Origin of the sequence: Saccharopolyspora sp. SCSIO 74807 (assembly GCF_037023755.1) — a bacterium.
GTDB lineage: Bacteria > Actinomycetota > Actinomycetes > Mycobacteriales > Pseudonocardiaceae > Saccharopolyspora_C > Saccharopolyspora_C galaxeae.
On the sequence record NZ_CP146100.1, the window covers coordinates 5,531,436 to 5,551,808 of the forward strand.

Below are 20,373 nucleotides of genomic sequence, written 5' to 3' on the forward strand. Positions count from 1 at the left end.
GCCGCACTGCGCAGCGCCCGGCGGCTCTGCGCACACGCACACCGGTAACACAACCGGACCCCGCCCAAGCGGGCGGAGTCCGGTGCGCGGCCCCTTTTTGATCTTGTTTTTTGATCTTCATCTTGTCAGCGGCGCAGCCGCTGAGCAGCGACCATGCAAGCAACCGGCACCGCCGCGGGTTCTCAGCGGCTTCCTCGCGAGGACAGCGATTTCGCCGCGTAGGGGCCTACGTCAGAAATCGCGGTCACATCGGCAAGGGGCAGCGAGGAAGCCGCTGAGGTTCCGCCACCTGACCCGCTACGCAAACCTCAAAAATGGGCTTTCAACAAGGAATCAGGCCAGGTCGAACCTGTCCGAGTTCATGACCTTGTCCCATGCCGCGACGAAGTCGCGGACGAATTTCGCCGCCGCGTCGTCGGCCGCGTAGACCTCGGCGACCGCCCGCAGCTCGGAGTTCGAGCCGAAGACCAGGTCGACCCGGCTACCGGTCCACTTCACCCGGCCCGCGTCATCGATCGCCTCGAAGGTCTCCGAGGACTCGTCGGCCGCCCGCCACGTCGTGCCCATGTCGAGCAGGTTGACGAAGAAGTCGTTGCTCAACGTGCCCGGCTTGTCGGTCAGCACGCCCAGCGCCGACTGCCCGTGGTTCGCACCGAGCACGCGCAGCCCGCCGAGCAGGACGGTCATCTCCGGCGCGCTCAGCGCGAGCAGGTTCGCCCGGTCGATCAGCAGGTATTCCGCGGGCAGCGCGGCGCCCTTGCCGAGGTAGTTGCGGAACCCGTCGGCGGCAGGCTCGAGGTGGGAGAACGACTCCACGTCGGTCTGCTCCGCGGTCGCGTCGCCGCGGCCAGGGGTGAACGGAACCTCGACGTCGAACCCGGCGGCCTTGGCGGCCTGCTCGACACCGACGCAGCCGCCGAGCACGACCAGGTCCGCGAACGAGACGGCGGTGCCGGACGAGCGCTGGATCTGCTCCAGGGCGCTGATCACGGTCGCGAGCCGCTCCGGCTCGTTGACCTCCCAGCTGCGCTGCGGCTCCAGCCGGATGCGCCCGCCGTTGGCGCCGCCGCGCTTGTCGCTGTCGCGATAGGTCGAGGCGGCGGCCCACGCGGTGGAGACCAGCTGCTGCACGGTCAGCCCGGACTCGGCGATCGCGCGCTTGAGCTCGGCGATCTCCGCGGTGCCGATCGTGCGCTCGGGCTTGGGCACCGGGTCCTGCCAGATCATCACCTCGGACGGGACCTCGTCACCGAGGTAGCGGTCGGCGGGCCCCATGTCGCGGTGGGTCAGCTTGAACCAGGCGCGCGCGAAGGCGTCCGCGAACTCGTCCGGGTTCTGCCAGAAGCGCCGCGAGATCGGCTCGTAGATCGGGTCGACCTTCAGCGACACGTCCGTGGTGAGCATGTTCGGCGCGATCTTCTTCGACGCGTCGTGCGCGTGCGGGACGGTGCCCTCGCCCGCGCCGCCTGCCGGGCGCCACTGCCAGGCGCCACCCGGGCCCTGGTAGACCTCCCACTCGTAGCCGAAGAGGTTCTCCCAGAAGCCGTTGCTCCAGGTGGTCGGCGTGGAGGTCCAGGTGACCTCGAGGCCGCTGGTGATCGTGTCGGCGCCCTTGCCGGTGCCGTAGCCGTTGCTCCAGCCGAGGCCCTGCGCCTCCAGCGGGGCGGCCTCGGTGTTCGGGCCGAGGTTCGAGTCCGGTGCGGCGCCGTGGGTCTTGCCGAAGGTGTGCCCGCCGGCGATCAGCGCGACGGTCTCCTCGTCGTTCATCGCCATCCGGCCGAACGTTTCGCGGATGTCGCGGGCCGCCGCGACCGGGTCCGGCTGCCCCTCCGGGCCTTCCGGGTTGACGTAGATCAGGCCCATGTGCGTCGCGCCCAGCGGCTTTTCCAGGTCGCGCCGCTCGCCGCCGGAGATGCGCTGGTCGCTGCCGAGCCAGGTGGTCTCGGAGCCCCAGTAGACGTCCTCGTCCGGCTCGAACGAGTCCACCCGGCCACCGGCGAAGCCGAAGGTCTTCAGCCCCATCGACTCCAGGGCCACGTTGCCGGTCAGCACCAGCAGGTCGGCCCAGGAGATCTTGCGCCCGTACTTCTGCTTGACCGGCCACAGCAGCCTGCGCGCCTTGTCCAGGCTGACGTTGTCCGGCCAGCTGTTCAGCGGTGCGAACCGCTGCTGACCGCCGTCGGCGCCGCCGCGGCCGTCGCTGGTCCGGTAGGTGCCCGCGCTGTGCCAGGCCATCCGGATCATCAGCGGGCCGTAGTGCCCGTGGTCGGCCGGCCACCAGTCCTGCGAGGTGGTCAGCACCTGCTCGATGTCCCGCTTCACGGCGGGCAGGTCCAGCGTCTTGAACTCGGCGGCGTAGTCGAAGTCCTCGCCCATCGGATCGGTCACGGCCGGGTTCTTGGCCAGGATCTTCAGGTTGAGCCGGTTCGGCCACCAGAAGTTGTTGCCGTCACCGCTGGTCGGGTGCGGAAGGCGATCGCCTTGCGCGACCGGGCAACCGCCGGTGGTGGCGTCTGGGCTGTCAGTCACCGGGAATCCTTTCGGGATCATTGGGTTGTTCGCCAAGCGAGCGGGCCGCGCAGGCCGGGCAGCGCCCCCAGTAGATGACCTCGGCCTCGTCGATGGTGAAGCCGTGGGCATCGGACTCGGTCAGGCAGGGCGCCGCGCCCACGGCGCAATCGACGTCGGCGATCGAGCCGCACGACCGGCACACGACGTGGTGGTGGTTGTCGCCGACCCGCGCCTCGTAGCGGGCCACCGAACCCATCGGCTGGATCCGGCGCAGCAGCCCTACCGTCGTCAGCGCACGCAGCACGTCGTAAACGGCTTGGTGCGAAACCTTGGGCAGCTCGCCGCGCACCACGCCGATGATGGATTCGGTGTCGGCGTGCGGGTGGTCGTGCACCGCGCACAGCACCGCGACCCGCGGCCGGGTCACGCGCAGCTCGGCTGCGCGCAACATCCCCTCGAAGTCTCCAGTCGTCGCTGGCACGCGCAGCAGTTTGAGCCATTTTCTGGAATGAATCAAGAGTGTTCCGCAGATTCTTGCCGTGCCGTTACCCCGGGCGTCGCCCGGCCCCGGTGGAGCGTGCTGCACTGGCAGCGTGGAGCCGTTGATGCCCTGGGAACGGGCCGAAATCGCACCGGGCGCGGTGCACGTGCCCGGCTGGCTGGGCCTCGATGCCCAGAGGGATCTCGTCCGCGCGTGCCGGGAATGGGCCGCGAGCGCGGGCCTGCGCTCACCGCGGCTGCCGAGCGGGGGCGTGATGTCGGTGCGCACGGTCTGCCTCGGGTGGCACTGGTATCCGTACCGGTACTCGCGCACCGTGGACGACGGCGACGGCTCGCCGGTCACGCCGTTCCCGGGCTGGCTGGGAGCACTCGGCCGGGAGGCGGTCGCCGACGCCTACGGGGTCGGCGCGGATTACGACCCGGACGTGGCGCTGGTCAACTTCTACGACGCCCAGGCGCGGATGGGCATGCACCAGGACCGCGACGAACGAACCCTTGCGCCGGTGGTGTCGCTGAGCCTCGGCGACGCCTGCACGTTCCGCTTCGGCAACACCGAGGGCCGCGGCAAGCCCTGGACGGACGTCGATCTGCGCTCCGGCGATCTGTTCGTGTTCGGCGGCAGCTCCCGACTCGCCTACCACGGCGTGCCGAAGACCTTCCCGGGAACCGGACCGGAAATCGGCATGGCGGGCGGACGCCTCAACATCACGCTGCGCGAGTCGGGACTGCCCTGACGGTCCGATGTGGACGCGCGATTCCGCCCACCGGGACGGCCCGCTCGCCGGCAAGTCCACGCCGGACGCCTGAACACTGCCCGGCGTGGCCGGCACGCAACGGCCCGGTCCGTCCACAACGGACGAACCGGGCCGAACAGCGGCCGGGACGGCCAGGTTCTGTTTGAAAAGCGGTGGCAGCCGCTTGCGCCGCCCGAGGACTCAGCTGGACCACCGGCGGGTTCTCAGACGTCTTCTGGCGAGGACAGTTCAGACGCCGAGTAGGGAGCTACGTCAGGATGAAATCCCGGAGCCAGAAGGCGTCTGAGGTTCCGCTACCCGACCCGCTACGCAAACCATTCCCTAAACAGCTCCTAGTCCATGACGACCACGCCGCGGATGTTCTTGCCGTCGCGCAGGTCTTGATAGCCCTCGTTGACCTGGTCGAGGGTGTACCGAGTCGTGATCAGCTCGTCGAGCTTGAGCTGCCCGGCGTCGTAGAGCCGCAGCATCTTCACGATGTCGTACTGCGGGTTCGCGGAGCCGAACAGCGTGCCCTTGATGGTCTTCTGCTGCAACGTCAGCTCCGTGCCGGACAGCTGCACCGTGAGCTTCTGCGGATCGGCGAGGCCGGTGATCACTACCGTGCCGCCCTTGCCGATGGTCGACGTGGCCTGCGAGACCACCGTTTCGTCCACTGTGCCCACCAGGATCAGCGCTTGGTCCGCGCCTTGGCCCCAGGTGAGCTCGTTGACCTTCTCCTTGGCTTCGTCGGCGTCGGCGAACGCGTGGGTGGCGCCGAACTTCATCGCCGTCTGCCGCTTGAACTCCACGGGGTCGACCACGACGATGTACTTCGCCCCGGCCTGCACCGCGCCCTGCACGGCGTTCACGCCGAGCCCGCCGATGCCGTAGACGACCACGGTGTCGCCCGCCTGCACCCCTCCGGCGTAGACCGCGGTTCCCCATCCGGACGGAACGCCGCAGCCGACCAGTACCGCGGTCTCCAGCGGCAGCCAATCGTCCACTTTGACCACCGAGTGCTGCGAGATCGTCGCCCGCTCGGAGAACGTGCCGAGCATGCACATCGCGCCGTAATCCCCGTCCCGCCCGTGGAACCGGAACGAGCCGTCGGGCATGGAACCCTGCAGGATCGTGGCACCCATGTCGCAGATGCTCTGCCTGCCGGTCGAGCAGTAGCGGCAGGTGCCGCAGTTCGGGATGAAGCTGCACACCACGTGGTCACCGGGGGCGACCTTGGTGACTCCGGGGCCGACCTCCTCGATGATCCCGGCGCCTTCGTGGCCACCGACGATCGGGAACCGGGGTGGCAGGTCCCCGTCGGTCAGGTGCAGGTCGGAGTGGCACAGCCCGGCGGCGGTGTACTTGATCAGCACTTCGCCCGGCCCCGGACCGTCCAGGTCGAGTTCCAGGACCTCGAAGGGCCTGCCGGGTTCGGTCAGCACGGCGGCTTTGGTCTTCACGCTGTCTCCTTTGACTCGGCGCGCGGCCCGGCTCGGCGATCGCCGGACCGTTCGGAACTGCTCGGGGCTCCGTCGCGAAGCCCTCGAAGTCGTCTGCATAGCAATGAGTGCCGCAGCGCAAGCTGCCCGACACCGGCGCGGTCAGGTGTCGTGTTCGCCGCCGCGGGGCGGCAGCGGGTCGCCCGCGCGCAGCGGCGCGTTCGCGAACCGGCCTTCGTGCGCCAGCACCGGGCGCCGATCCCCGGCCAGTTCGGGGTACTTCTCCTCCAGGGCTTCGCGCCTGGTCATCCGTTCGTGCCAGTGCCGGACGGTGTCCCGGTCGCCCTGGCCGGTGGACCGCCAGCTCTTCGGCGCGTCGTCGCGGCTCGGACCGGGGTCGGCGACGCCGCCGAGCCGGACCGCGGACGGGCGCCGATCCGGCTGCGAGCCGCAGCGATCGCAGCGCGGTTCGGACCCGTGCACCAGGGCCTCGAACCGGTGCCCGCACTCGCAGGCATAGTCGTAGATCGGCATCGGGCTCACCAGTTCCGGATCGAGTCGCGGAAGATCGCCGCGAGATCGTCCTCGCCGACACCGCGCGGCGCGGTGGCCAGCAGCCGCTGCTGCTTGACCGTGCCCGCGACCAGCTCGGGGATGTCGGATTCGCCGAACCCGACCGCGCCGATCCCGTTCGGCGTGCCGATGTCGCGCATCAGCTCGGACAGCACCGCGGGCAGTCGATCGCGCGGCGCCACGTCCGGAATCTCGGCCGGTGCGAGCATTTCCGCGGCGTGCAGGTGCCGCTGCGGATCGGCCGGGAAGGTGTAGCGCAACGCCGCGGGCGCGGTCAGCGACACCGACTCGCCGTGCGGCACCAGCGCTTCGTCCTGCGGGTAGTTGGCAGGCCGGTACTCCTGCACCTGCCCGGCGATCGGGTAAGCGCAGGCGTGCGGGATGTGCACGCCCGCGTTGCCGAATCCCATTCCGGCGAACGTGGCGGCCAGCATCATGTCCGTGCGCGCTTCCAGGTCGCCGCCGTTGAGCACGGCTTTCCGGAACGAGCGCGCGAGCAGCCGCATCGCGTGCTCGGCCCAGGCATCGGAGATCGGGTTCGAGCCGCAGTAGGCCACCCGCGTATCCGCGCTGTGCCGCGGGAAGCTGTGGAACGGCTTCGCGGTGTAGGACTCCAGCGCGTGGCAGAGCACGTCCATCCCGCTGGCCGCGGTGACCTCCGGCGGCATCGACAGCGTCAGCAGCGGGTCGATCACCGCGGTGGTCGGGCGCAGCCGGGGATGGCTGATGCCCGACTTCACCTTGTGCTCGAGCAGATCCATGATGCACACCGGCGTCGTTTCCGAGCCGGTGCCCGCCGAGGTCGGCACCGCCAGCAGCGGCTTCAGCGGCCCGTCCGGTGCCTTGCCACCGCCGATCGGGGCGTTGACGTAGTCGTAGAGATCAGCCGGATAGGTCGTGAGCAGGTTGATCGCCTTCGCGGTGTCGATCGACGAGCCGCCCCCGACCCCGACGAAAGCGTCCCATGTGGACTGCGAGGCGTACTCGACGGCCGCGCGCACGCTGCGATCGGTCGGCTCCACGTGCACCTGGTCGTAGAGGTCGACCACCAGGCCCGCGGACTTGGCCGCGTCGACCACCCGCTGCGCCACCCCGGACGCGGCGATCGCCGGATCGGTGACCACCAGCACCCGTTCCGCGCCGAGCTGCGCGAGGTCCCAGCCGATCTCGTCGGCCGCGCCCGCGCCGAACTTCAGCGGGGTCGCGCCCCAGGTGAACACCGATTCGTGCAGGTACTCGGTCATTCCGGCTCCTAGCGGTATTCGCCGTCGGGCGCGAACGTCAATTTCTCGGCCTGTGCGGCGTCGTGGCCGAAGATGACTTCGGCGCCGGTCCGCTCGGCGATGCCGCGCAGCTTCTCCACCGATTCCAGCCAGCGCACGCTGTCCCAGACGATGGCGGCGCCGATCGGCGGCGGGCCCCAGCTCTCCGAGAGGTACACCGCGTCGGAGGTGAACAGCTTGGTGCCGGACTCGGGCAGGTCCACCTGCAGCGACATGGTGCCCCAGGTGTGCCCGGGGGTGTCGATGACGTTGACGCCGGGCAGGATCTCGCTGTCGCCGTCGACCAGCGTGTAGTCGATGTCGGCGTAATCGACTTTCAGGTGCGCGCCTTTGAACGGTCCGTCGAATCCGAACGCGCCTTCGTGCTCCTTGCGGTTCACCACGATTTTCGTGCGGCCGTTGTCGAACAATTTCGCATTCGCCGCGTGATCGAAGTGCAGGTGCGAGAGCACCAGCACGTCGATGTCTTCGGGAGTCAGTTCCAACGCGGCCAGCGAATCGGTGAGATAAGTGGTTCCGGCCTGCACCGGGAAGAATTCCTGCAGCCCGGTGGGCGCCCACCGGGACTCCCAGTCCTGCGGCACCCCGGTGTCCCACAGGACCCGGCCCTCGGGGTGTTCGACCAGCACCGCGTGCGTCGGGCAGGTGCCCCACGGCGCGGGCTTGGCGGTGTTCGAGCGGTTCGTGATCGTTTCGCCGGGCTTGAGCAGCAACCAGGTGTGGTCGCACTCCATGACACCGGTTTTCAACAAGCGGACGCTGCTGGGGGCGGATGCTGCCTGCATTGGCCTCACCTCACGCGCGGAAGACGATTTTCCCACTGTGACATCGGTTACAACGGTCGTCAACGCGACGGTTTGGGACAGCGCGATTCCGCGATTGATCGGCCACGCTCGGCGAGCAATTCCGGAATATAAATCCGGACATCCTGCGGTTCCGGTTCGGCGGATCGGATCAATGCCGCCGCCGCCGTGCACCGCCCGTCACCGCCCGGCGGCGTACCCCTGCATCCCGCGCGGGTTCGCCGCGGCGGAGAGCAACCCGGTCTCCGGATCGCGGGCCACGGCGCTGAGCCTGCCTTCCGACCAGGGCTCCCCCACCGTCACGTCGTGCCCGCGGCGGCGCAGCTCGTCGATCGTCGAGGAGCCGATGCGGGACTCGACGGTGACCGCGCCCGCTTTCATCGCACGCGGGTAGAACGAGCCGGGGAAGCTCTCGGTGTGCCAGTTCGGCGCATCGATGGCGCCCTGCAGGTCGTAGCCGCCGCGCACCCGATCGCGCTGGGTGACCGCGAGGAAGAAGTGCGTGCTCCACTGGTCCTGCTGGTCGCCGCCGGGCGTGCCGAACGCCAGCACCGGCTCGCCGCCGCGCAGCGCCAGCGACGGGGACAGCGTCGTGCGCGGCCGCTTTCCGGGACTCAGCGAGTTCGGCAGGCCCGGATCCAGCCAGGCCATCTGCAGCCGGGTCCCGAGCGGGAAGCCCAGCGCGGGGATCACCGGGTTGGAGTGCAGCCAGCCGCCGCTGGGCGTCGCGGCGATCATGTTGCCCCAGCGGTCGACGACGTCCACGTGGCAGGTGTCGCCGCGGGTCTCGCCGGTGCGCGCGACGGTGGGCTCACCGGATCCGGCCGGGGCGGTCAGCTCCAGCGGGCCGGAGCGGACCCGGTGCGCGTGCTCGCTCAGCTGCGGGGCGCGGCCGCCGGGGTGCCCGGGGCGCAGCTCGCGGGAGGCTTCTTCGCCGATCAGGGCGCGCCGCTTCGCGTTGTAGCCGGGGTCGAGCAGTTCGGCGATGGTGACCTCGGTGCGGTCGCCGTACCAGGCTTCGCGGTCGGCCATCGCGAGCTTGGTGCCTTCGATCAGCGTGTGCAGGTACTCCGGGCTCGCCGGGTCGAGTTCGTCCGGCAGCAGCGCGAGCTGCTGCAACAGCACCGGGCCCTGGCTCCACAGACCGGCTTTGCACACCGTCCAGCCGTCCCGCTGGTAGCTCACCGGCTGCTCGTAGGAAGCGGTGAACGCGGCGATGTCCTCGCCGGTGAGCGTTCCGGCGTGCCGCTCGCCTGAACTGTCCATGGTGGACTGCGCGGCGGCGCCGGCGAGTTCTTCGGCGATGAATCCTTCGCGCCACACGCGCCGGGCGGCGTCGATGCGGGCTTCGCGGGAGGGGCCGGTGGCTTCGGCGAGGACTCGGCGCCACGTTTCGGCCAGCGCCGGGTTGCGCAGCAGCGCACCGGGCGCGGGTGGCTTGCCGTCCGGCAGGTACAGCTGCGCCGACGAGTGCCATTCGGTCTTGAACAGCTCCTGCACGACCTCGATGGTCTGCCCGATCCGCGCCACCGCCGGGTAGCCGCCAGCCGCGTAGCCGATGGCGTACTTCAGCAGTTCGGCGAGCTCTTTGGTGCCGTGGTCGCGCAACAGCAGCAGCCAGGCGTCGAACGCGCCGGGCACCGCCGATGCCAGCGGTCCGGTGCCGGGCACCAGATCGAGCCCGAGGCCCCGGTAGTGCTCGATCGTCGCTCCCGCCGGGGCGGGTCCTTGCCCGCACAGCACGACCGGCTCGCCACCTGCCGGCGCGAAGATGATCGGCACCTCGCCCGCGGGACCGTTCAGGTGCGGTTCCACCACGTGCAGCACGAAACCGGCGGCCACCGCCGCGTCGAACGCGTTGCCGTCGTCCTCCAGCACCGCCATCGCGGTGGCCGAGGCGAGCCAGTGCGTCGAGGCCGCCATGCCGTGGGTGCCTTGCAGGGTCGGTCTGGTGGTGAACAACCTGGTCCTTCCGCCGAACGGGTCATCGACAGTGAACACCACAGGCCTGCGCCGCGTCCAAGGTCGCGTGCCCGCTCACGAATTCGCCCGTCGCCTCAGCCGCCGATGCTGATGCCGAAGACCTCGAGCACCGTGTAGATCCCGAGCACCGTGATCGCCGCGCTGCTGACCACCAGCGCCGCCGTCAGCCAGGGATTGGCGCGGAACCGCCGGTCCACTTCGGTGCTGCGCAGCCGCCACACCGCGACCACCACGGCGAGCAGGAACACCCCGCTGCCGACCCCACCGATCTGCACCATCAGCACCGGCTCCTGCACGAACAGGTAGCACAGCGCCCACAACGGCGGGAACACCGTGGTCAGCAGCCGGACCGTGCGCTGGCGGACACGGGTGTCGTGCCAGTCGATGACGCCGAGCAGGCCGAGCGCGTTGGTCCACAGCCGGGGCACGCTCGCCGACGATCCGATCGCGGTCGAGCCGAGCACGGCGATCGCGCCGAACAGGAACAGGTACTGCGCCCACGAACCCAAGGTGTCGGTGTAGATCCGGGACAGCGTGGTGATCATGTCGTTGCCTTCGGGCACCAAGCCCTGCGGATTCAGCACCGACGCGCCGATCACGTAGAACGAGAGCGTGCACAGCGTGCACACCAGCCACGAGACCAGCACGTCCAGCCGCATCACGCGCAGCCAGCCTTCGGCGCGGCGGGCGCGCTGCTCGGTGCCGTCGTCCGGCCCGGTCCAGCGCGCGTAGCCCTTCTCCAGGCACCAGTAGGTGTAGGTGGTCATCTCGTCGGCGCCGACTCCGGTCAGGCCGAACATCGACACGGCGATGCCGATCGTTCCGGCGGGTACCTGCAGGCTCAGTCCCTCGCCGAGCTCGGCGAGGCCGTACGCGAACGGTGTCAGCGGCAGGGCCAGCGCCAGCGAAACGGTCGCGATGGTGAACACGACGACCGCCGCGACCGCGCTGCGCTCGACGACGCTGTAGCGGCCGCTGCGCAGCAGCAGCACCAGTCCCGCGGTGACCAGCACCGTCCAGATCAGCAGCGACGGGAAGCTCAGCGCCGCGCCGTGGATCGGCCACAGGATCGAGCAGGCGGCCGCGACTCCGCCGATGATGCCGCCGCGTTGCAGCATCTTGCTGAAGTCCATGCCGATCCACAACCAGTTGATCCAGCTCACCGGCCCGATCCGCGGCCCGACCTGGCGGTAGCCCTGCAGCGCGGTCTTGCCGGTGAGGATGGTCCAGCGGGCCAGCTCCATCTGCACCCAGACCTTCACCGCGGCGCTGATGATCACCAGCCACAGCAGCGCGAAACCCGCGCGGGCGCCGAGCGAGGTGGTCACGATCAGCTCGCCGGAGCCGACCACCGCGGCGGAGAGCACCAGGCCGGGACCGAGGTGCCGCAGCCGTCCACCGAACGTCGTCGGCGCCTCCCGCGCGTCTTCCGGCCGCAGCACGTACGGATCCGCCGGCGCGGCGTCCGGGTCGGTCGTCGTTGCCATGTCGGTCCTTTCTCTCCCCCGGCGGCTTTCCGAGTGAACGGACCGTTTGACCAATCTATTGGGACCAGCAGTCCGTTCACTCGGCTCAGGTCAGGCTTCGCGGAGGGGAGGCTCGCCGTGCAGGACGCGGGCCACGTCTTCGGCGACCAGCGCGCCCATGTTGTGGTTGGCCTGGTGGCTGCACGCGCCCAAGTGCGATGTGAGAACGACGTTCGGGGCGGTCAGCAGCGGGTTGCCTGCCGGTGGTTCGACGGAGAAGGCGTCGATTCCGGCGGCGCCGAGCTGGCCATCGGTGAGCAGCTCGGCCAGCGCGGACTCGTCGACGAGTCCGCCGCGGGCGGTGTTGACCAGCACCGCGCCCGGGCGCATCGATGCCAGGTCCTCCCGGTCCAGCAGCGGACCGTCCTGGGAGCCCGGCAGGTGCAGGCTCAAGAAGTCCACTTCGGACACGCATTCCTGGAAGGAGACGCCGCGAACACCCTGCGCTGCAAACGATTCCGCGTCCAAGTAGGGATCGTGCGCGACGACGTCCATGCCGAACGCGCTCGCGTACCCGGCCAGCAGCCGCCCGATGCGGCCGAACCCGAGCACGCCGAGCGTGCGGCCGTGCAACTCCGGCCCGAACAACTTCGGCCAGCCGCCCTCGCGCACCGCCGCGTGCGAACCGCCGATGCCGCGCGCGGCGGCGAGCATGAGCCCGAACGCCAGCTCCGCCACGGCCCGCGAGTTGCTGCCGGGCGCGCACACCACGCGGATACCGCGCTTCCGCGCAGCGGCGACATCGATGGTGTCCACGCCGACGCCGTGCTTGGCCACGACGCGCAGTTTCGGTGCTGTGTCGAGAAGTTCCGCGCCGATGTCGTCCATGCCGACGATCAGCGCCTCGGCGTGCGGGATGCGCTCGCGCAGCTCTTCCGGCGGCATGATCTTGTCCGGATGCGGGCGGGACACTTCGCCGGCCGCTTCGAGGATCCGCCACGGCTCGGTGGAGAACCGGCCGAAGGTGGGAGTGGTGATCAAGATCGTCATGCGGCCTCCGAGGCCCAGCCGGGGTGCAAGCGCACGTGCTTGATCGCCCGGCGGAAGTGGGTGAACGCGATGTGCAGCTGCCCGTCCGCGGTCTGCGCGATCGACGGGTAGGACAGCTCCCGGTTGCGCCCGTCGCGGGAGTCGTTGGTCATGCAGTGACCGTCGCCGGTCTCGATGTCGCGGCGCACCGGCCAGCTCCTCCCGCCATCGTTGGAGATCGCCAAGGTCAGCGGTGCGCGCGGCGCTCCCCAGAACGCCGGTCCCGGGTGCGGTTGGCCGTCGCTCTCGCCGTCGATCTCGTCGTAGAGCGAGGTGCGGCGGTCGGTCGCGTCGGCGGCGCTGCTGTTGTTGAACACCAGCGCCACGGAACCGTCGTGCAGTCCGGCGGCCTGGATGGAGGAGTTGTTGTTCGGCAACTCGGTCGGCTCCGGCTCGCTCCAGCAGGCTCCGTCCGCGGATCGGCTCAGGTGGATGTGATCGGCCTGCCTGCGGCGGAACAGCGCGAGCAGGCTCCGGTCGGCCAGTTCGACGATGTTCATGTGCACGCAGCCGGTGCTGCCGGGGACTTCATGCGCAGTCCAGGTCCGGCCGGCGTCGTCGGAGACGAGCACAGCGCTGCTGTCGTCGTCGCCGACCCAGCGGCCGGTGGCCGGTCGCGGGCAGCGGAACACCGGCAGCAGCCAGCGTCCGGAATTCAGCACGACGACGGGCTGGCGCACGAAGACCCCGCCACCGGCCGACGCAGGCACCAGCGTGCGGGCCGGTCCCCAAGTGCGGCCGTCGTCACCGGACGTGCGCACGCGGACTTCGGCGGTGTCTTGGTCTCCGGCGTGCTGGGCGGTGTGGAGCAGCCACAGTTCGCCGCCGGGAGCGTTGAAAAGCACCGGGTTCTGCTCGGAACGCTCCGGGTCGTCGGAAACCCGCACGGGGTCGGCCCATTTTCCCGCGCTGTAGCGCGAAAACCACACGTCGATGTCGGACATGCCTTCCTGCGTCCCGGAGAACCACGCGCAGCCGAGGTCCCCGCCCGGCAGCGGCATCAGGTTGGCCGCGTGCGACTGCACGTCCGGTGCTGGCAGGAACGCCTCCTGCCGATCCCCGCTCATTCGCCCGCCACCTTCAGGTGTTCGGCGGCGACTTGTTCCAGGTGCACCAGGTCGGATGCGACGCTGGCGAAGGTGTAGCCCTCCGCGAGCCGTCGCGCGGCGAGTTCGCCGTTGGCGGTGTGGATTCCCGCGGCGACACCGGCCTTTTCGGCGGCTTTGCGCACGGTGGCGACCGCGTCCTCGAAGGCCTCGGAGACCGCCGGATCTCCGGGGAACGCTCCGCCCACGGCCAGGCACAAGTCCGACGGTCCAACGTAGACACCGTCCAAGCCCGGCGTCGCGCAGATCTCCTCGACGTTGGCCAAGCCCTTCGGCGTCTCGATCATCGCGAGCACGACGGTCGCCGCATCGGCATCAGCCGGTTTCGGCCCGATCCGCAGCCCCGAGCGCATCGGGCCGTAGGAGCGCCCGCCGCGCGGCGGGTAGCGGGTGGCGTGCACGGCAGCCGCGGCGTCCTCGGCCGTGTCGATCAGCGGCACGATCACTCCGGCGGCACCGGCGTCCAGCGACCGGCCGATCGCGGTGAGGTCGTTGGCTTCCACCCGCACCAGCCCGGCCGAGCGGCCGCCGGCGTCGATGGCCATCATCCCGTCGCGGATGCCCGAGTAGCCGACCAGGCCGTGCTGGCCGTCGATGGCCACGTAGTCGTACCCGAGGCGTGCGATGCGCTCGGTGGCGACCGGTGCGTCCAGCACCGCCCAGTAGCCGACGGTTCTCTCCCGGCCGCGCAGCTTGGCGGCGAACTCGGCGGCGATCATGTTGCTCCTTCGGTTCGTTGTGTCCGTATCGGACGCTGTGGATCGAGTCGAGGTCTCGGAGTTCGGCGCTGAGCGGCTCAGCGGTTGTACGCGGGCATCGGGCCGTTGAGCCAGGCACCGACCTCGTCGCAGGCACGCACCACGTCCGCGGGCAGCGGCCCGGCTTGCACGGCCGCGATGTTGGCTCGCAGCTGCTCCACTTTGGACCCGCCGAGCAGCAGCGATCCCGTCGCGGGACGGTCCAGCAGCCACCGCAGCGAAAGCTCGGTCAGCTCCAGCCCCGCGTCCCCGGCGATCGCCGAGAGCCGGTCCACCGCCTCGAACAGCGACGCGTCCCAATAGCGCTTCTTGTACATCGCGGCCAGCCGCGAATCATCGAACCGGCCACCGGCCGGGGCCTGGTCGAAGCGGTGCCGCCCGGTCAGCAGCCCGCCGCCCAGCGGGTTGTAGACCATGGTGCGCAGCCCGGTCGTCGCCGCGAACTCGGCGTATTCGGCTTCGATCCGCCGGGCCAGCAGGTTGTAGAGCTGCTGCGCGACGACCGGCCGCGGCGCGCCGGTGCGGTCGGCGGCGTGGTTGAGTTCGGCGATCTGCCAGGCGGCGAAGTTGGACACGCCCAGCTCGCCGATCTTGCCTTCGGCGACGAGTTCGGCGACCGCGCCCAGCGTCTCCTCCGGAGCGGTCGAACGGTCCGGTTGGTGCAGGTAGAACAAGTCCACATGCGACACGCCCAACCGGCGCAGGCTGCCTTCGACGCTCGCGCGCAGCCCCTTCGCCGACAGCGGTGCGTGCTCCCCGGCGTCCGGATGCGGCATCCCGGCCTTGGTCGCCAGCGCGATGCGTTCCCGCCGCGCAGGCAGCAACTCCCGCAGGATCTCCTCGGTCTTCCCGCCCGCGTAGCCGTTCGCGGTGTCCACACTGGTGATTCCCGCTTCCAGCGCCGCGTCCAGCATCCGCGCCGCACCGGATTCGTCCACTGTGTCCCCGAACGTCATGGTGCCCAGCACCAGGCGGTTCTCGGAAGTCATGCGTGCACTCTCCGTTCGGTCGTGAGCAGATCGCGCGGTTTGCGCCCGCGCATCGCGGTCGGGTCCAGCGCGGCACTGCGCAAGTCCCGGGTGTAGGGGTGTTGCGGGCTGTTGAGGACGTGCTCGGTCGGCCCGTGCTCGACGACGCGTCCTCGGCGCAGCACCAGCACTTCGTCGGTGATTTCCCGGACCACGCCGAGGTTGTGCGAGATCACCAGGTATGTAAGGCCGTGCTCGCGCTGCAACTCCCGCAGCAGCGCGAGCACCTGCGCCTGCACGGACACGTCCAGCGCGCTGGTGGCCTCGTCGCACACCAGCACCTCGGGATGGCTCGCCAAAGCGCGCGCGATCCCGACGCGCTGGCGCTGGCCGCCGGAGAACTCGTGCGGTCGCCGGTGCAGTGCGCTGCTGGGCAATCCGACCTGGTCGAGGAACTCCGCGGCCCGGCGGTCGCGCTCGGTCCTGCCGCGCACGCCGCGGATCCTGAGCGGTTCGCCGACGATTTCCGCCGCGCTCAAGTGCGGATCGAGCGAGCCGTACGGGTCCTGGAAGACCATCTGCACGCGATGCCGCAGGGGCCGCAGCCTGCGTTCCCCGAGACCCGCGATGTCCGTGCCGTCCAACAGGATCCGCCCGGAAGTCGGCGTGTTCAGCCGCACCAGCGAGCGCGCGATGGTGGACTTGCCGGAACCGGACTCGCCGACGATGCCCAGCGTCCGGCCTTTCCGAACCGCGAAGCCCACCTCGTCCACCGCGCGGAAAACCCCGCCGGGCGCGCGAAATTCGACCACGAGGTCCTGCACTTCGAGCAATGCTGCGGTCATCGGCGCTCTCCGTCCCACGATCCCAACCGCGGCACCGCGTCCAGCAGCGCGCGCGTGTAATCCTCGGCCGGGTCCTCGACGATCCGCTCCACTTCGCCGCTTTCCACGAACCGGCCGTGACGCATCACGTGGATGCGATCGGATACCAGCCGCGCCACCCCGAGGTCGTGAGTGATCATCAGGATGCCCGCACCGGTGTCCTGCTGAACCTCCATGAGCAGGTCGAGCACCCCGGCCTGCACGGTCACGTCCAGCGCGCTGGTCGGCTCGTCGGCCACCAGCAGCCGGGGTTCCCCGGCCAGCGCGATGGCGATCAGCACCCGCTGCAGCATCCCGCCCGAAAGCTGGTGCGGGTACTTCCGCAACTGGCTGCCGGGTTCCGGAATGCGCACCTGCTCGAGCAGGTCCCGCGCACGCCGCTTGGCCTGCGGGCGGGACGCACCAAGCAGCCGGGCGGCTTCGGCGAGCTGGCTGCCGACGGTGTGCACCGGGCTCAGGGCGGTCATCGGATCCTGCGGGATCAGCGACACTCCGCGTCCGCGCAGCGACGCAGCAGCATCCGGTTCCGAAACCACGTCCCGGCCCTGCAGCAACGCCCGTCCGGAAAGCACCGCCAGACCCGGCGGCAACAGCCGCAGCAGGCCGAGCGCGGTGGTGGACTTGCCCGAACCGGACTCGCCGATGAGCGTCACCGTCTCGCCCGCGGACAGGCCGAACGAGACGCCGTCCACCGCGCGGACCACGCCGCGCCCGGTGATCAGCTCGACTTGCAGATCGTCCACTTCGAGCAGTTCAGGCATCATCCGACCCCGTTCCGCGCGGTGCCTTCGGTTCCCGGTCGCGCAAGCCGTCGCCGAGCAGGTTCACCCCGACCACCAGCAACACGATCACCAGGCCGGGCAGCGTGACCATCCACCACGAGGTGGTGATGTAGTCCTGGCCATCGGAGATGATGCGGCCCCAGGTGGCGAACGGCCGCTGCGGACCGGCGCCGAGGTAGCTCAGCGAGCTCTCCAGCAGCACCGCCTGCGCCAGCAGCAACAGCACGACCAGCGTCACCTGCTGCACGATGTTCGGCAGAACGTGCCGCAGCAGCACGGAAATCCGGTGCAGGCCGAGCATCCGCGCCGCCTGCACGTAGGGTTTCTCCCGCTCCACCACGACCAGCGAGCGGGCGAGCCGCGCGACTTCCGGCCATTGCGCGACGGCGATCACCGCAGTGATCACCGGCACCGACGGGCCGAACAACGCGATCACCAGCAGCAGCATCATCAGCAGCGGCAACGCCATTTGCGCTTCCAGTGCGCGGGAGACCAGCGCGTCGATCCAGCCGCCGAAGAACCCGGCCAGCGAGCCCAGCGCGATCCCGATCAGCCCGGAGACCACCACGGCCAGCACTCCGATCAGCAGCGAAACCTGACCGCCGTGCAGCACCCGCGCCAGCAGGTCGCGGCCGAGCTGGTCGGTGCCGAACAGGTGGCCGCCCACCAGCGGCGGCAACCGGCGCTCTGCGAGGTGTTGCTCGTTGGGCCCGGGAATCGGCAGCACGTTCGCCAGCGCCACCGGCAGTACCACCAGGACCGTGCAGACCACTCCGATCCACAGCTTCGCTCCGGCCGCGCGGGCCCGGCGCGCAGTCGACGACCGCGACAGCTGCCGCGCGGTGACCCGGCTCGGACGCTCCAATGTGGACTCGCTCATGCCGCCACCGCCTTGCCCAGGCGCACCCGCGGGTCCAGCAGCGGGTAGGCCAGGTCGACGAGCAGCTGCACCAGGATCGCCAACGCGGAGGTGACCAGCACAGCCGCCTGGATCAGCGGGTAGTCGCGGGTTTCCAACGCCCGCACCACCAGCGAGCCGACTCCGGGCCAGGCGAACACGACCTCCACGACCACGACGCCGTTGAGCATCGCAGCGAACCTCGTGCCCAGCGCCGTCAGCACCGGGATCGCCGAGTTGGCGATGGCGTAGCGCCACACCAGCCCGCGCTCGCCGATGCCGCGCGAGCGCGCCGCCACCAGGTAGGGCGCGGTGAGGTTGCCCGCCATCTCGCGGCGCACCAGCCGCGAGATCAGCGCGATCTGCAGCACCGCGGCGGTCAGAGTCGGTAGCACCAGGCCGGACCAAGTGGTGAACCCGGATGCGGGCAGCACCGGCAGCAGCACGGCGAAAACCGTCAACAACATGATGCCGCTCCAGAACTCCGGCATCGACTGCCCGGCGATGGTCAGCACGTTCGCGCCCACTTCGCGGCCGCTGTCGGCACGGCGGGCCATCCACACGCCCAGCGGCACCGCGACGAGCATCGTCACCGCGATCGCGGAGAACGCCAGCGTCGTCGTGTAGGGAACGCGGGAGAGCACGACGTCGAAAGCCGGTGCCTGGAACGAGTAGGAGGTGCCGAGATCGCCGGTCGCGAGTCCACGCAGGAATCCCCAATACTGCTGAAGAATCGGATCGTCGAGGCCGAACTGCTCGCGCACCTGCGCCAGTTCCGCCGGGCTCGCGGTCGGTCCCGCGTAGGCCGCGGCTGGGTCTCCGGGCGCGAGCCGGATCAGCACGAACACGACGGAAACCATCAGCAGCACCGTCAACGCGCTCTGTCCGATGCGGCGCAACAAGTAGCCGGTCACGGTGTGCTCACCCCGGCCGCCGCGAGTTCGTAGGAGTTCGTCGGCTCCAGGCTCAGGTCCTGCACGCGCGCCCGCTGGGCCAGCACGACGCGCGGAACGAACGCCCACAGGCACGGCCAGGTGTTCCACACTTCGCGCTGTGCACGGGACACCAGCTCATGCCGCATCCGTGGATCCACTTCGGACGTTGCACGGCGGACGAGTTCCGCGATGTGCGGGAACACGTATCCCTGGTAGGTGTCCCGGCTGCGTTCGTCTTCCGGTGTGCTGCCGAACATGCCCTGCAGCGCAGAGGCCGCCAGCGCGGTGGGGGTGCTGAAGCCGTTCCCGATGACGTCCCAATCCCCGCCGCGCCCCTGGCGCCACTGCGAAATGTCGCCGCCCGGCTCGAACTGCTGCAACTCCGCGCGAACGCCGACATCCCGCAACATCTGCAGCACGGCTTCCATCACCATGGTGTCGTTGGGGAATTCCCCGGTCTCCCAGATGATCCGCAGCTTCAGCTCACCGTCGCGCACCCCGGCGGCGGCGAGTTCTTCCCGGGCGCGCCGCGGGTCGTGGACGTACTCGCCGGTGCGCACCGCTCCGGCCAGCGTGTCCGGCACCGGTCCGGTCGCTTGCGCCACCGACCCGGTGAAGACGTCGTCGACCAGCTGGCGCCCGTCGATGGCGAAGGTCAGCGCGCGCCGCACCCGCGGGTCCGACAGCGGATGCCCCGCCGGTTTCCGGAAGTTGTAGAAGAGCTGGTTGATCCGGGTTCCGCCGGTGGTCTGCATCCGCACCTGCGATAAGCCGCGCAGCTGGTCGGCCGAATCCGGCGAGAGCGTGTCGATCACATCGACCTCACCGCTGCGCAGCGATACCACCCGGTTCGATTCCTCCGGCAGGAAGCGGACTTCGACCCGGCGGGTTCGTGGTGGTGTGCCCCAATACCGCGGATTCGCGGCGAGTGAGTAATCCCCCGTCCCGCGGTTGGCGGCGGTGACCACGTACGGGCCGCTGCCGACGCCGTCCTGCAACTCCTCCGGCCGGTTGGCCGCGGCCGGGGTGATGAGGATGTTCGCCATCAGGTAGTCCAGAGTGGGCAGCGGATTCCTGCTGCGAAGCAGGAAAGTCCGCGCATCGAGCGGGACGACCTCCGGCCACTCCTGGAAGAACGTCGCGAGGAACGAACCGTTGACGCTCCGGTACATCTCCAGCGCCGTGGCCACATCGGCGACGGTGACCGGAGTTCCGTCCGAATAGCGCACTCCCGCGCGCAGCCGAACCGTCCACTCGGTCGGGGCGGTGAGTTCGAACCGCTCGGCCAGCACCGGCCGCGGGGTCAGGTCGGGGCCGATGCGGGTGAGGGCTTGGCGCACCGCGCGCTGCACGGTCACCGCCGCCTCGAACTGGTTGAGCTTGTTGTCCAGCGAGACCAGCGAACGGTTCAGCGCCAGGACGAGCGTGTCCCCGCCCGGGCTGCCGGTCGGTCCCGCGCAGGCCCCGAGCGCCCCCAACGCGCCGAGACCGCCCGCGGCGGCACCGGCGCGCAGCAGGCCGCGGCGGGAGACCGCCTGCGCACCGGACCACGTCGTCATAGAGCGGGTCATCATTGACCTTTCCGCACACGGCACCGGCAACGCCTTCGGCGATCGCCGGTGCTACGCAGAGCACTTCGGTCGCGCAGTGCTCTGCA

The 20,373-nt window shown here is 70.0% G+C and carries 18 protein-coding genes; 1 reads left to right on the forward strand and 17 read right to left on the reverse strand.

Annotated features, from left to right (window positions below):
* Positions 1 to 333 precede the first annotated feature (333 nt).
* The gene (gene katG / locus V1457_RS25400) at positions 334 to 2,529 is read right to left on the reverse strand and encodes a catalase/peroxidase HPI (RefSeq protein WP_295146937.1); all 2,196 of its coding nucleotides are present in this window, start codon (positions 2,527 to 2,529) and stop codon (positions 334 to 336) included.
* Positions 2,522 to 2,962: a Fur family transcriptional regulator gene (locus tag V1457_RS25405; RefSeq protein WP_200072405.1), complete on the reverse strand. Its 441-nt coding sequence runs from the start codon at positions 2,960 to 2,962 to the stop codon at positions 2,522 to 2,524. Before V1457_RS25405 ends, katG begins: the two co-directional genes overlap by 8 nt.
* 154 nt (positions 2,963 to 3,116) lie before the next feature.
* On the opposite strand from V1457_RS25405, the gene V1457_RS25410 reads away from it, so the two are divergent.
* Complete coding sequence (locus tag V1457_RS25410; protein WP_407074723.1) at positions 3,117 to 3,746, forward strand: alpha-ketoglutarate-dependent dioxygenase AlkB family protein; 630 nt, start codon at positions 3,117 to 3,119, stop codon at positions 3,744 to 3,746.
* Positions 3,747 to 4,099: 353 nt separating this feature from the next.
* Here V1457_RS25410 and V1457_RS25415 read toward each other — a convergent pair whose 3' ends face one another.
* The 15 genes from V1457_RS25415 to V1457_RS25485 form a co-directional block, all read right to left on the reverse strand.
* On the reverse strand, positions 4,100 to 5,209 hold the full coding sequence (locus tag V1457_RS25415; RefSeq protein ID WP_295141961.1) for an NDMA-dependent alcohol dehydrogenase: 1,110 nt from the start codon (positions 5,207 to 5,209) through the stop codon (positions 4,100 to 4,102).
* Between the two features lie 141 nt (positions 5,210 to 5,350).
* Complete coding sequence (locus tag V1457_RS25420) at positions 5,351 to 5,722, reverse strand: zinc ribbon domain-containing protein (protein WP_200072358.1); 372 nt, start codon at positions 5,720 to 5,722, stop codon at positions 5,351 to 5,353.
* 5 nt (positions 5,723 to 5,727) lie between these two features.
* Entirely contained in the window at positions 5,728 to 7,005 is a 1,278-nt protein-coding gene (locus tag V1457_RS25425) for a hydroxyacid-oxoacid transhydrogenase (RefSeq protein ID WP_295147940.1), read from the reverse strand.
* A gap of 8 nt (positions 7,006 to 7,013) precedes the next feature.
* Positions 7,014 to 7,829 carry an N-acyl homoserine lactonase family protein gene (locus V1457_RS25430; RefSeq protein WP_200072356.1) on the reverse strand — a complete coding sequence of 272 codons (816 nt, stop codon included), beginning with the start codon at positions 7,827 to 7,829 and terminating at the stop codon, positions 7,014 to 7,016.
* A gap of 198 nt (positions 7,830 to 8,027) precedes the next feature.
* Positions 8,028 to 9,809: a gamma-glutamyltransferase gene (locus tag V1457_RS25435; protein ID WP_338597356.1), complete on the reverse strand. Its 1,782-nt coding sequence runs from the start codon at positions 9,807 to 9,809 to the stop codon at positions 8,028 to 8,030.
* Between the two features lie 95 nt (positions 9,810 to 9,904).
* Positions 9,905 to 11,317: an Nramp family divalent metal transporter gene (locus V1457_RS25440; RefSeq protein ID WP_295142513.1), complete on the reverse strand. Its 1,413-nt coding sequence runs from the start codon at positions 11,315 to 11,317 to the stop codon at positions 9,905 to 9,907.
* A gap of 90 nt (positions 11,318 to 11,407) precedes the next feature.
* A complete protein-coding gene (locus tag V1457_RS25445) occupies positions 11,408 to 12,346 on the reverse strand; it encodes a phosphoglycerate dehydrogenase (protein WP_338597358.1) in 939 nt (312 codons plus the stop codon).
* Complete coding sequence (locus tag V1457_RS25450; RefSeq protein WP_338597360.1) at positions 12,343 to 13,452, reverse strand: exo-alpha-sialidase; 1,110 nt, start codon at positions 13,450 to 13,452, stop codon at positions 12,343 to 12,345. Before V1457_RS25450 ends, V1457_RS25445 begins: the two co-directional genes overlap by 4 nt.
* Positions 13,449 to 14,210, reverse strand: a complete 762-nt coding sequence (locus V1457_RS25455; RefSeq protein WP_338597361.1) for an aldolase/citrate lyase family protein — start codon at positions 14,208 to 14,210, stop codon at positions 13,449 to 13,451. Before V1457_RS25455 ends, V1457_RS25450 begins: the two co-directional genes overlap by 4 nt.
* Before the next feature lie 77 nt (positions 14,211 to 14,287).
* Positions 14,288 to 15,238, reverse strand: a complete 951-nt coding sequence (locus V1457_RS25460) for an aldo/keto reductase (RefSeq protein WP_338597363.1) — start codon at positions 15,236 to 15,238, stop codon at positions 14,288 to 14,290.
* Positions 15,235 to 16,062: an ABC transporter ATP-binding protein gene (locus V1457_RS25465; RefSeq protein WP_338597365.1), complete on the reverse strand. Its 828-nt coding sequence runs from the start codon at positions 16,060 to 16,062 to the stop codon at positions 15,235 to 15,237. Before V1457_RS25465 ends, V1457_RS25460 begins: the two co-directional genes overlap by 4 nt.
* Complete coding sequence (locus tag V1457_RS25470; protein WP_338597367.1) at positions 16,059 to 16,862, reverse strand: ABC transporter ATP-binding protein; 804 nt, start codon at positions 16,860 to 16,862, stop codon at positions 16,059 to 16,061. Before V1457_RS25470 ends, V1457_RS25465 begins: the two co-directional genes overlap by 4 nt.
* Positions 16,855 to 17,763, reverse strand: coding sequence for an ABC transporter permease (locus V1457_RS25475; protein WP_338597369.1), 909 nt, complete (start codon positions 17,761 to 17,763; stop codon positions 16,855 to 16,857). Before V1457_RS25475 ends, V1457_RS25470 begins: the two co-directional genes overlap by 8 nt.
* Entirely contained in the window at positions 17,760 to 18,695 is a 936-nt protein-coding gene (locus V1457_RS25480) for an ABC transporter permease (protein ID WP_200072349.1), read from the reverse strand. Before V1457_RS25480 ends, V1457_RS25475 begins: the two co-directional genes overlap by 4 nt.
* Positions 18,692 to 20,275, reverse strand: coding sequence for an ABC transporter substrate-binding protein (locus tag V1457_RS25485; protein ID WP_200072403.1), 1,584 nt, complete (start codon positions 20,273 to 20,275; stop codon positions 18,692 to 18,694). Before V1457_RS25485 ends, V1457_RS25480 begins: the two co-directional genes overlap by 4 nt.
* Positions 20,276 to 20,373 lie beyond the last annotated feature (98 nt).

What these genes read in the sequence shown, in the direction of transcription:
- V1457_RS25405 (WP_200072405.1), bottom strand. Translation starts at nt 2,962, where the DNA reads ATGTTGCGCGCAGCCGAGCTGCGCGTGACCCGGCCGCGGGTCGCGGTG.
- V1457_RS25410 (WP_407074723.1), top strand. Translation starts at nt 3,117, where the DNA reads ATGCCCTGGGAACGGGCCGAAATCGCACCGGGCGCGGTGCACGTGCCC.
- V1457_RS25420 (WP_200072358.1), bottom strand. Translation starts at nt 5,722, where the DNA reads ATGCCGATCTACGACTATGCCTGCGAGTGCGGGCACCGGTTCGAGGCC.
- V1457_RS25425 (WP_295147940.1), bottom strand. Translation starts at nt 7,005, where the DNA reads ATGACCGAGTACCTGCACGAATCGGTGTTCACCTGGGGCGCGACCCCG.
- V1457_RS25430 (WP_200072356.1), bottom strand. Translation starts at nt 7,829, where the DNA reads ATGCAGGCAGCATCCGCCCCCAGCAGCGTCCGCTTGTTGAAAACCGGT.
- V1457_RS25440 (WP_295142513.1), bottom strand. Translation starts at nt 11,317, where the DNA reads ATGGCAACGACGACCGACCCGGACGCCGCGCCGGCGGATCCGTACGTG.
- V1457_RS25445 (WP_338597358.1), bottom strand. Translation starts at nt 12,346, where the DNA reads ATGACGATCTTGATCACCACTCCCACCTTCGGCCGGTTCTCCACCGAG.
- V1457_RS25450 (WP_338597360.1), bottom strand. Translation starts at nt 13,452, where the DNA reads ATGAGCGGGGATCGGCAGGAGGCGTTCCTGCCAGCACCGGACGTGCAG.
- V1457_RS25455 (WP_338597361.1), bottom strand. Translation starts at nt 14,210, where the DNA reads ATGATCGCCGCCGAGTTCGCCGCCAAGCTGCGCGGCCGGGAGAGAACC.
- V1457_RS25460 (WP_338597363.1), bottom strand. Translation starts at nt 15,238, where the DNA reads ATGACTTCCGAGAACCGCCTGGTGCTGGGCACCATGACGTTCGGGGAC.
- V1457_RS25465 (WP_338597365.1), bottom strand. Translation starts at nt 16,062, where the DNA reads ATGACCGCAGCATTGCTCGAAGTGCAGGACCTCGTGGTCGAATTTCGC.
- V1457_RS25470 (WP_338597367.1), bottom strand. Translation starts at nt 16,862, where the DNA reads ATGCCTGAACTGCTCGAAGTGGACGATCTGCAAGTCGAGCTGATCACC.
- V1457_RS25475 (WP_338597369.1), bottom strand. Translation starts at nt 17,763, where the DNA reads ATGAGCGAGTCCACATTGGAGCGTCCGAGCCGGGTCACCGCGCGGCAG.
- V1457_RS25485 (WP_200072403.1), bottom strand. Translation starts at nt 20,275, where the DNA reads ATGACGACGTGGTCCGGTGCGCAGGCGGTCTCCCGCCGCGGCCTGCTG.